Annotated in this window: 12 protein-coding genes; 7 read left to right on the forward strand and 5 right to left on the reverse strand. The window is 37.3% G+C overall.

Annotated features, from left to right (window positions below):
- Nucleotides 1-541, forward strand: a 541-nt coding sequence (locus tag ABMA79_RS01845; protein ID WP_393089765.1) for a serine aminopeptidase domain-containing protein, incomplete at its 5' end; no start/stop codon positions are given.
- On the opposite strand, the gene ABMA79_RS01850 is transcribed toward ABMA79_RS01845, so the two are convergent.
- The gene (locus ABMA79_RS01850; protein ID WP_392856898.1) at nucleotides 538-1,203 is read right to left on the reverse strand and encodes a type 1 glutamine amidotransferase; all 666 of its coding nucleotides are present in this window, start codon (nucleotides 1,201-1,203) and stop codon (nucleotides 538-540) included. The two genes, ABMA79_RS01845 and ABMA79_RS01850, sit on opposite strands and share 4 nt — an antisense overlap.
- 414 nt (nucleotides 1,204-1,617) lie before the next feature.
- Between ABMA79_RS01850 and ABMA79_RS01855 the strand changes: the two genes are divergently transcribed.
- A complete protein-coding gene (locus tag ABMA79_RS01855; RefSeq protein WP_393089768.1) occupies nucleotides 1,618-2,091 on the forward strand; it encodes a hypothetical protein in 474 nt (157 codons plus the stop codon).
- 8 nt (nucleotides 2,092-2,099) lie between these two features.
- Here ABMA79_RS01855 and ABMA79_RS01860 read toward each other — a convergent pair whose 3' ends face one another.
- Entirely contained in the window at nucleotides 2,100-2,288 is a 189-nt protein-coding gene (locus tag ABMA79_RS01860; RefSeq protein WP_392856894.1) for a hypothetical protein, read from the reverse strand.
- Between the two features lie 181 nt (nucleotides 2,289-2,469).
- Nucleotides 2,470-3,726, reverse strand: a complete 1,257-nt coding sequence (locus tag ABMA79_RS01865; protein WP_393089771.1) for a M48 family metallopeptidase — start codon at nucleotides 3,724-3,726, stop codon at nucleotides 2,470-2,472.
- A 71-nt stretch (nucleotides 3,727-3,797) separates the two neighbouring features.
- Between ABMA79_RS01865 and ABMA79_RS01870 the strand changes: the two genes are divergently transcribed.
- The 3 genes from ABMA79_RS01870 to ABMA79_RS01880 are packed head-to-tail and all read left to right on the forward strand — an operon-like array spanning nucleotide 3,798 to nucleotide 6,179.
- Nucleotides 3,798-4,517 carry an MBL fold metallo-hydrolase gene (locus tag ABMA79_RS01870; RefSeq protein ID WP_393089774.1) on the forward strand — a complete coding sequence of 240 codons (720 nt, stop codon included), beginning with the start codon at nucleotides 3,798-3,800 and terminating at the stop codon, nucleotides 4,515-4,517.
- 25 nt (nucleotides 4,518-4,542) lie between these two features.
- Nucleotides 4,543-5,016 (forward strand): thioredoxin-dependent thiol peroxidase, encoded by a 474-nt coding sequence (gene bcp / locus ABMA79_RS01875; RefSeq protein ID WP_021266377.1) that lies wholly within the window; start codon nucleotides 4,543-4,545, stop codon nucleotides 5,014-5,016.
- A gap of 32 nt (nucleotides 5,017-5,048) precedes the next feature.
- Nucleotides 5,049-6,179 (forward strand): hypothetical protein, encoded by a 1,131-nt coding sequence (locus ABMA79_RS01880; protein WP_393056426.1) that lies wholly within the window; start codon nucleotides 5,049-5,051, stop codon nucleotides 6,177-6,179.
- Between the two features lie 33 nt (nucleotides 6,180-6,212).
- On the opposite strand, the gene ABMA79_RS01885 is transcribed toward ABMA79_RS01880, so the two are convergent.
- Entirely contained in the window at nucleotides 6,213-7,223 is a 1,011-nt protein-coding gene (locus tag ABMA79_RS01885; protein ID WP_392856885.1) for a phosphatase PAP2 family protein, read from the reverse strand.
- 163 nt (nucleotides 7,224-7,386) lie between these two features.
- On the opposite strand from ABMA79_RS01885, the gene ABMA79_RS01890 reads away from it, so the two are divergent.
- Nucleotides 7,387-8,484, forward strand: coding sequence for a hypothetical protein (locus tag ABMA79_RS01890; protein WP_393089777.1), 1,098 nt, complete (start codon nucleotides 7,387-7,389; stop codon nucleotides 8,482-8,484).
- Nucleotides 8,472-9,071, forward strand: coding sequence for a hypothetical protein (locus ABMA79_RS01895; RefSeq protein ID WP_392856882.1), 600 nt, complete (start codon nucleotides 8,472-8,474; stop codon nucleotides 9,069-9,071). The genes ABMA79_RS01890 and ABMA79_RS01895 overlap by 13 nt, the downstream gene beginning before the upstream one ends.
- Here ABMA79_RS01895 and ABMA79_RS01900 read toward each other — a convergent pair.
- A complete protein-coding gene (locus tag ABMA79_RS01900) occupies nucleotides 9,061-10,080 on the reverse strand; it encodes a thrombospondin type 3 repeat-containing protein (protein ID WP_393089779.1) in 1,020 nt (339 codons plus the stop codon). The genes ABMA79_RS01895 and ABMA79_RS01900 overlap by 11 nt on opposite strands.
- Nucleotides 10,081-10,193: the final 113 nt, after the last annotated feature.

Below are 10,193 nucleotides of genomic sequence, written 5' to 3' on the forward strand. Positions count from 1 at the left end.
TTCAATGGGGGCCCTTATAACATGTGGCTTTACACAAAATAATTTAAAAGAAGACTCTTATCCAAGAGCAATAATCGTCAATGCTCCACCAGTCGGTGTTGGTGGTCCATTTGCTGTTGCCGTTAATAAGATTAAGGGAAGTATCTTTAACAAATTAGCTTCTGTTAAGATGTCGATACCACTTGGTGGACTCGTTGATTTAAATACTCTTTCACATCGAAATAAAGTGATTGAGGAATTTAAAAATGATCCTTTTAATCTTCAAAAGCTTCACACAAAACTTCTATTAGAAATGGTTGCTTGTAGTAAGAAAGTATTTTCAAAGCCTATCAACGATAAGGTTGAAAAGTATATTTCTTACGGAACAGCGGACAAGCTAATTAGTGTTCCTGAGCTTGAGAAGTATTTGGCAGAAGTGGATACAAGTTTTACAGTGACTAAAATTGAAGGTGCACGACACGAGCAATATCAAGAGATTGAAAAGTATCGTACTCCTTATTTTAATTATCTTAGAGATCTCGTTAAGAAGTTAATTTTTTAGTGACCGTTAACATAGTCGATAAAGTTCTTTATAACTTTACGGCCACCTTCATAACCGGCCTTTAGTTCTTGCTCCGATAGAGTCATTTCAATATGGCCATCGACAAAGTCCTGAGATGCTTCGGGGTGACCTTGGAAGCTAAAGAAGGGAAGTGTCTCGTGAGCAATTCCATCAAGAAAACAATCGTTTGATGTTGCAAGATGAATAAAGCCTTTTGGAAGTTCCTTGACCTCATAGTGGTGAGTGATGAAGAGACTAAACTCTTCGTCTTTTTTGAAACCAAATTTGTCAGCAAGAACTTTCGTCTTTCTCGTTCCTTCAAAAAGTTGATTATCAGGCTTTACCATATCAACCTTTGAGCCAAAAATATCGGCAATAAGCTGATGGCCAAAGCAGATCCCCATGACAGGAATATTCTTTTCTAATTTTTCTTTCATGCGTTTTGCGAGATCAACCTGCCACTCAAGTCTTTGATAAACATTTGAGTCAGAGCCGAAGATAATATAGCCGCTGGCCTCTTCAATCTTATCAAGCGAACTACATCCAAACTGAGATACCCAGTGATATGTCGTAGGGATATTAAAGTTTTGAATCATTTGATTCATGCAGTTATATGATGGTTTTGAAATTGCGCAGTCGATAATTGCAATAGGCTTATTCATGAGGTTCCTTAAAATGTGGCCGAAATAGTGTCAATTTGAGAGAGCCTAATCTAACAAAATTGTTAAAAAGCTAAAAGAACTTTGTCGTAAAAAGAAATAGTATTTAGTGAGTTTTGACAGTGTCAAACTTCCACGCAAAGTTGGCACTTTTTAATTAAGTATTTTAAGAATCAGTATTTTCCAAGTTTAAAGGACCAAAATTAGAGAAAATTCTTGAAAACTTCTAAGTCGCTAAGAGTTCGTCAGCACCAAATGTGAATTCAATACCTTTCAATTTTATAAAGAATCTAAAAGAAAAACTCTTTGTTGATCTAGGTTAAAAGACTAATTTTATATAAAATCTAACTAAAAACAGGTTAAAGTTAAGGCAAGAATTTACCGATAAATAAATTAAGATTAATTCGGGGGGATATCTTGTCAACTGCCAAGAAATTAGATCAAGACAATATTGAAAAGCCAGCAGCGTCTGTTGAAGCGCCAAAGGTTTCTAGTTCTAATGATGAAAATCCATCTAATATTTTAGAGTTCTCAATTACTAAACAGATTAAGGATGTTGATTTATCAAAGTTAGGAGAGAGTTCTGAGGAAAGTACTGGTAGTTTGAATAATCTTGATCTTGCTGCAAAGCCAGTTGGTGATATTACACATACTCAAATTTTAAATCTTGCAAAGAGTTCGACTGAAGTGGATGTGCTTGAAGCACAGGTGAAGCTTATCGCCCTTTTTGTATCTGAGGCCAGATTACTTGAGGGCGAGCTGAATAAATATATTCACGCTATTCACAAACAAAGCCCACAATCAAAGAAGTATCTTCTTCAAATGAGGAAAGTGGTAAAAGACTTCTCTAATATTGAAAAGATTCTTGAGAAGGCCAGATCTGTAAAATAAGTCGAGAATTAGCGACTAGCTATTTGAAGTAGCTTATCTTCTTTAGTTTTCTTAGAGTCTTTATCTTTTTTTGACTCTTTTTCGTCTTTTTCAGGACCTTGGTCTTCAACTGGGATACTTTTAAGGATCTCTGTTGCAGATACATTCATGCTAAATCCAAGACATGCGATAACGGCCATTGCTAGTACAAGTTTCATAAATTCCCTCACGTATATAATTATGCTTAGAATAGAAAGGATTTGGGCCTTAGACAAAGAGAATCGGTCGGGGATTGTAATTTTTTTAAACATGTAAGATTGAGACGAGATTCTTACAGCAGATTAGCTTCTGGAGAAGCAGGGTAAGATTGGGCGGTGCCAAACTTACCCTGAATATTTGTTATTTCTTAATAAATGTTTCTAAGAACTTCACTCTCGTTAGTGCTGGTGGGTGAGAGTGATAGAAAGAGCTATAAATTGGATCTGGAGTCAGTGTACTCGCATTATCCTTGTACATCTTCACAAGAGCATTGATTAGTTCTTGTGGGTCTGAGTGAATCGAAGCAAACTCATCTGCCTCAAATTCGTACTTTCTCGATGCCCATGAAGAGATAGGTGTAATAAAGAAAGTGTAAATTCCGCTAACTAATAGGAAGAGTGTTAGTGCCATATAAGTTTGCGTTGTATGAACTCCATGCATCTCAAAGAACCATGATGTTTGCATTAGCTGTCCTAAGATAAATAGTCCAATGAAGCTAAAAACAAAGGCCTTAATCATCATCTTAAGAATATGCTTGCGCTTAAAGTGTCCAAGCTCGTGAGCAAGAACGGCCTCGACTTCAGATGCGCTTAGTGTGTTAATTAGAGTGTCAAAGAAGACAATGCGCTTATTTTTTCCAAAGCCTGTGAAGTAAGCATTTCCGTGACCACTTCTACGTGAAGCATCCATCACGAATAGCCCCTTACTTTCAAAGTCCACACGCTTTAGAAGATCGAGAATACGATCCTTAACTTCGCCTTCCTCAAGCTCTGTAAACTTGTTGAAGATTGGAGCAATAAAAGTAGGGTAGATCCACATTAAAAGTAGTTGGAATGCGCTTAGGAATGCCCAAGCATAGGCCCACCAATATTGTCCCAGAGATTCCATGATCCAAAGGATTCCGTAAATAAGTGGAGTTCCAATAATAAGCCCTAGAAGTGAGCCCTTGATCATATCCGTTACGAAAGTTTTGAAAGTTGTTTTGTTAAAGCCGTATTTTTCTTCAATAACAAAAGTTGTATAAAGAGATTCTGGCAGGCTTAGGATTGAGTTAATAAAACTAAAGGCCAGAATAAATATTGTTCCTGTTAACAGTGGCGATAGCTCCAGAGCTAGGATTGACTTATTTAAGGCATCTAGCCCTCCACCAAGTGTCCAAACCACAAGAATGATATAGCCAATAAAGTTGAAAAGTTGGCCCTTATTAAGCTTCTCCATCGTGTAGCGAGCAGCTTTTTGGTGGTCCTCAAGAGTGATTTTATCTGCGAACTCTTCTGGAACTTTATTAAAGTTCTTTCCAATATGCTTAATATTTCTCTTATCTAGATATGCTTCAACAAGTCCCTTGATACAAAGGACAGAAATAAATACTTTTGATGCCATCGTAAGATTGACCATGTGCTTCCTTTTTTTTAACTTCTATATTTGTTATGACCTTTATATCATGTCAAAAAAAAAGGTATTTGCCTATGAATGTTCATCAAATTTATACCGATTCACCTTTACGCAACTATAACTATATTGTCGAAATGGGCAATGCTGAAGTTGCTGTGGTTGATCCTATCTATCCTGAATTAATCAATGAGTGGTTGGCCACTAATGAACGCCAATTGGCGGTGGTCCTGCTATCACATGGCCACTATGATCACGTGGCCGGAGTTGAGGCCTTGGTTAAAGAACACGGTGCTCAAGTCTGGGGACATAAAGACAGTTTCAAAAATGTTGATCGTATCCTTGTTGATGGAGAAAAGATTCCAACTTCTTTAGGAGAATTGGAAGTGATTGAGACTCCTGGGCATACGATGGATCACTTATGCTTTTTGCTTTTTGAATCGGGCAAGCAGGTTGAAATTATCACGATGGATACGATCTTTAATGCAGGGATTGGTAATTGTAAGAACGGCGGAAACCTTGAAGTATTTGTTGATACGATTCTGGCGCTTAATGAAAGAGTCGAGGATCAGGTTATTCTCTGGCCGGGCCATGATTATATAATTAATAATTTAAATTTTACCTTGGCCAATGATCCAGATAATGAAGCGGCCAAAGAATTGCTCGAGCGTGTGCAATCAGAAGGAAGCATCGGATTTCAAACCAATTTTGAAATAGAAAGGAGAGTTAACCCCTTCTTGATGACGAATGATAAAGAAAGAATTAAAGACTTAAGACATAAACGAGATAACTGGTAAATAAAAAAAGCTTAAAGGAGTTGATATGAGTTTTCCAAAAGTAGGAAATATGGCGCCAGCATTTACAATGCTTAACCAAGACGAACAAAAAGTTAGCCTAAAGGATTTCAAAGGTGAGAAGAACGTTGTTCTTTACTTCTATCCTAAGGCCATGACACCTGGGTGTACGACTCAAGCCTGTGGTATTCGTGATTATAAGAAGGAGTTTGCTAAGGCCGACACAGTGGTTTTAGGGGTATCTCCTGATGAGCCAGCACGTCTTGTTAAATTCATCGATAAACAAAAGCTAAATTTTGACCTTCTCTCAGATCCTGAGCATAAGATTATGGATAAGTACGGAGTTTGGGGACTCAAGAAATTCATGGGTAAAGAATACATGGGTGTTATCAGAACGACTTTTATTATTGGCAAAGACGGTCGTCTGAAATATGTAATGGATAAGGTGAAAACTAAGTCACACCATGATGACGTACTGAACTGGATTAAAGAAAATCTATAGTCCTTTCTTTAATTAATTAGCTGAGGAAGTTTATGAAGGCCCTAATTTTATTTTTACTATTTTCAACGACTTATGCAGCAACACTTGAAGTGATGTCTTATAACGTTGAAAACCTATTCGACACACAAAAAGATGAAGGAAAGAACGACTGGGCTTACCTTCCAAAGAACACTAAGGGAAAGAAAGAAGCTTGTAAGAAAGTATCTTCAAAGTATCGTCGTGACGAGTGTTACTCGGCCGACTGGACTCAAGAGAAGTTAAATTTAAAACTAGCACAAATTAAAGATGTCGTTTTAAAAGAAAGAAAGAAGCTTCCTGATTTATTAGTTGTTTCTGAAATTGAAAATGAGAATGTTATCGGACAACTTGCAAAAGTTCTGGGTTATAAGAAATTCTATACTTCAAATTCACCAGACTACCGTGGAGTTGACCTAGCAGTTCTTTTTAATGAAACAAAAGATTTTAAATATGTTTCAAAGAAAGAGCATGTTCTTAAAAGTGATTATCTAAAAAAGAGACCTTCTCGTAATATCTTTGAAGTGCAATTTAAACTAGGGAAGAATGACCTTTATGTTTTTGCTAATCACTGGCCAAGTCTAGGAAACCCTGACGAGGCAAGAGTGACGGCAGCGACGACTCTAAAGTCCAGAATTGACGAAATTATGAAAAAGAATGCGAAGGCATCTGTACTTGCTGTAGGTGACTTCAATACAATTCCTGAGCTAAAGAAAGCTGGTAATAAGCACCCGATGAGAGATGTTCTCTTAAAAGATGGATCAATTGTAGATGTTGAAAAAGTATTTCGTTCTGAGAAGTCTAATTCAAAGAAAGTGAAAGCGATGCCTCCAGGGACTTACTACTATGCACGAAACTCTCAATGGAATCACTTAGACCGTGTTTTCGTTCCAAGAGTAATGCTAGGTGAGAAGCATCCTATTAGAGTTGATCTAAAATCATATCAGATCTATGCTCCAGACTTTATTCGTCAACCACAACCACAAAGTGTTTTTGATGAAGATATCGAAGAGATGAGAGATCGTGGCTTTAAGGTTGAAACGAAGAAAGTGCAAACAGCTCCGAATCGTTATGATCACTTAGCAACTAAGAAAGCTAAGGCCGGATACTCAGATCACTTTCCACTTGTTTTTGAATTAAATTACTAAAAAAATAAAGGCCCTTTTAAAGGGCCTTTTTTATTACTTATCAAATACGCTATTAAAATATAAACGAGTACACTCTCTAACGGGATCAACACCTGCTGGATTTTCTTGATAGAACTTCTTACACTTTGCCATAAAGTCTTTCGCGTAAGTGTCCTTTTTCTTCTTTCCACGGAATTCAAAGTGAAAACCAACGTAGTCTGGTGCAACTACTGGGTGAATCGACATATCCCATTTCTCATTTCTATTTGGGTTGTATTCACTTGCATAAATAAGCTTTCCAGTTAAGTGACCAACGAGAGCGCCGACGACTACGTCACTTGCCCAGTGTGCACGATCGTGAACACGAGACCAACCACCAACAGCTGCGGCAGTGTAAGCAAGTACTGGAATAAATTTAGATTTATCTTTGTAGTGTTCTGCAATAACTGTTGCAAAAGTAAACGCCGTAGTTGTGTGCCCAGATGGGAAGGAAACATTTTCGTTATCCCAATTGAAGCCCGTAAAATCATTCTTGTCTTCTGTTTTATTTGGTCTTACACGACTAAAAGTCATCTTAGCTGCTCTTGTAATTAGTCCTGAAAGAACTGTTGCCTTAAGAGCGACTTTAGAGATTCTTTTAATTTCGTCATTTTGAATAACAACACCTAGAGCGTAACCGGCAGCAGAAAGTTGAATAGGGTAACTTCCGGCTTTCTCTCCCCAAAAAGCAATCTCTTCAGAAACTTCTGTGCGATTGTCTTGGGCAAATTGCATAAGTTCTTCATCGTTATTAAAGAGAAGAATTGCCGTACCTGCAGTTGCTCCAATTAGTGCAAGCTCATTATTGGTAAGGCCTACAGGAAGTGTTTGATAAGAAGGAGCAAATGTATATTCTCCATAACGGTTAATAATACCATCTTCTTCGTAACGAGGCTGGAAGACACTGTCTTCACCCATACCAGGGCAGAACCCATCTCTTAAGAAGTCTTCGACTAGACATTCCGCCTGTGCATTAATGACGAATACTAGGCATGCTAATATTCTTAGAAATCTACTTCCTCTCATAATATCTCCCTAAATAAAATTATGTTTGTGCCATTATATCTTGATAGGCAATTTACTAGGGTGAATTTGTTGTATTTACACGGGGGTTATAAATTTTAGACAGTTAGGTAGCGGTAATATATTTCCTCAATTTTTAAAGATGAATTTAAGTTAGAATAATTGAATGAGGGGAATTTTATTTCTAATTTTAACTATTTACGGCCTGTGTGCATATTCATCAACTGACTTCAAATACCAAGATCGTTCGAATGATTTTCAAGGGTTAGCAAAAGCTCTAATTGCTGAATACCAATATCAAGACTTTGATGGCTTCTATCAAAACTATTCTGAGCACTTCTTAGCAAATCAAGTTTTTGTAAAGGGCGCTGAGAGATTCTTTGTGAAGCTTGGCCTTGAGACCGATGCAGGCAAGCTTAACAAGTTCATTCCACTGGCGGCCGGTGAGGTCGTAAATTTCAAAGTTGGAAAGACTCCTGTTTCTATCTATTTTGAAAATATCGCAAAGGTTGAAAAGTATAAGATTGTTAAAAGCGTGAAAGGCTTTGTGGCAAATCAAATGAGAAAGGGAAGTTTTAAAAAGTACACCCTTATCGACCTCTTTATCCCAAAGGCCCATGCTGTTGAATGTAATAATCAATTAGAAGAAATCGTTAATATCGATGATCTACAAGCACCTGTTGATCGCTTCAATAAGGATTACCTTATGGCACAAGCAAGCGGTTGTGTGCAAAAGGCCTTAAGCGCTGCTTGGGCAAAAACTGGTGGCCTTGTTCAAGATGTGGGAAGTGGAATTTGGAATTTTATAAAGTCTCCTGTTAAGTCGGCCAAGAAATTTTGGAATAGTGCAGTTGATACATATGAGACAACAAAAGAATTCATTACTCAAATCGATCAAAAATTAGCAAGTCTTGGGGAGGCCTTAGGCGCCTTATCTCTTGAATCTCAAATTCAATTGGTTTGCTCTCTTGTGGGAAGTCTCGGATCAAATGTCCTCGTCAATGTCATTATGAGAGGCCCTCTCGGCCTAGGTAATGCCATGACTTCTCTAGCGGACCTTTCAAAGAGGGTGACTTCATCAGCAAAATTCTTACAACTTCTCGACCAACTAAAGAGTGTGGGGAAGCTAGGAAAAGAAAAAGTGGGTGAGTTAATCAATAAAATTCTTACAACAAAGAATAAAGATGGCCTTGAGAAGGTTAATTCTCTTTCATCTGCTAATTACGTGAACCTAACTGTGGAGTATGCAGCATGCGCGCTTTAATATTTTCACTCCTTATAACTTCTAGTTTTTCTTGGAAGGTTTTTGCAGCTGGAAAGAAATGTAAAGATCTTGATGCTAAGGTGACAAGAGCAATCGAGTCGCAAAAGATTATGAGTCAAAGAGGAATCAAAGGTGAAATTAGACAAGAGATGACAAGTCTTCTTGATCGTGGTGTCGAGATTGATCCTATGTTCTTTCAGCATATGATTCATCGTAAGGGATTCAAGACAACTGGTTTTAAAGATAAGGGGCTACTTGTTGGGCACGCGAAAAAACACGGTGATGAATTTAACTTTGTTAGTGATAAACAGTATTTAAGAAATGCTGAGAAATTTGCACGCTCAAGTGATGATAATATTATTTCCTTTAGAAGTAAGAATGATATTTATCGCTATAATCCGGTTTCAAATGAGTTTCAAGTAATTGAACGTTCTGGAAAGGTTATTGGTACTTATTATCGACCAGATTTAAGAAAGCTTAATGCTGCTAGAAAGAGAGAAAACCTTCCTCCGTTTAAGAGTGTTACTGAGTGGTTCATTAAGAATAAGTGGGAGCGCTTTGTTTTAAATAGTGATTTTAAAAAATAGAGAATAGGTCATTGAATATTTTAAAGGCCTGGCTTTTCGCAAATGCTTCAAAATTTGTAAACCTATTGGCGAAGTCTCTTTCCCTCGATTTGCTTTGGTAAAGGTATGCTGTCGCTACTTCCGCAAACATCTCTTCTGGAGATACTGTTGAGTATTCCGAAGGGAAATTGTCATAGGCCATTAACTCATTTGTACTTGTTAATCTAAGTTTTGCTTCAGATAAGTTAATTTCTGGATAATGGTGATCATTATTATGCTGGTATGTGAAATACCTTTCGTTTATAGACCAACCAACAGAGTTAATGAAGTCTTGGTATAGCTCTGGGTTCTCTTTTTGGACAAAGTGAAAGAACTCGTGAGTCAGAGTCAAATTGATTTCTTCATCATTTTTTAATTGATCTTTGTAGATGACGATTTGTTTCCATTCCTCATCATACTTTCCTTTTGTCAGCCAACTCGTTGGATGTGTTGTTTCAAAAATAACAAATTTTAAGTGATTCGTTGTCTCTGTAAAACCTATGTCGAGTAGCTCTTTTACAAGACGGATTTGCTTTAGGTTTATTTCTGCAGCAGGAATAATAAGGATATTATAATCTTCATAAATTTGCGTCTGTAGGGAACTTGCCTTAGCTCTTTCTTTCTCAGTAATATTCTCACTGAACTCAAAATCAACGAAGTCGACAATGCCATTATTATTTAGATCAGTGCCAAATCTTGTTTTATCTTCAGGGAATTCATCTGTAATATTATCGAAACCATCACCATCAATATCATTATCCATAGCATCTGGAATTCCATCGAAGTCTTGGTCGAGGAAGATGAAGTAGTTATCATTTCGAATAACATCTTTTTCAATAAAGGTTTCATTTATTGTATAGCGAAGCTTTTCATCTAAGCGTGGCAGATGGTATGGAATTGCCAAAATACTTTGGGCAATCACGAGTGAAAGGGCAAAACTCCCTATGGACCTAGAGTGGCCCAGTAGAGAGTTTTTAAATATGTTTTTCATGTTGAAAATCATTAAGTTAGTTTATCCAATTCTTAGTGGTAGTGAGCTGACCAAATATCTGCCCATGCTTCAATGAATCCACCGTGGCCACCAACAAGAGCGTATGAAAGAAT

The sequence above is a fragment of the Halobacteriovorax sp. HFRX-2_2 genome (genome assembly GCF_043196705.1).
GTDB lineage: Bacteria > Bdellovibrionota > Bacteriovoracia > Bacteriovoracales > Bacteriovoracaceae > Halobacteriovorax_A.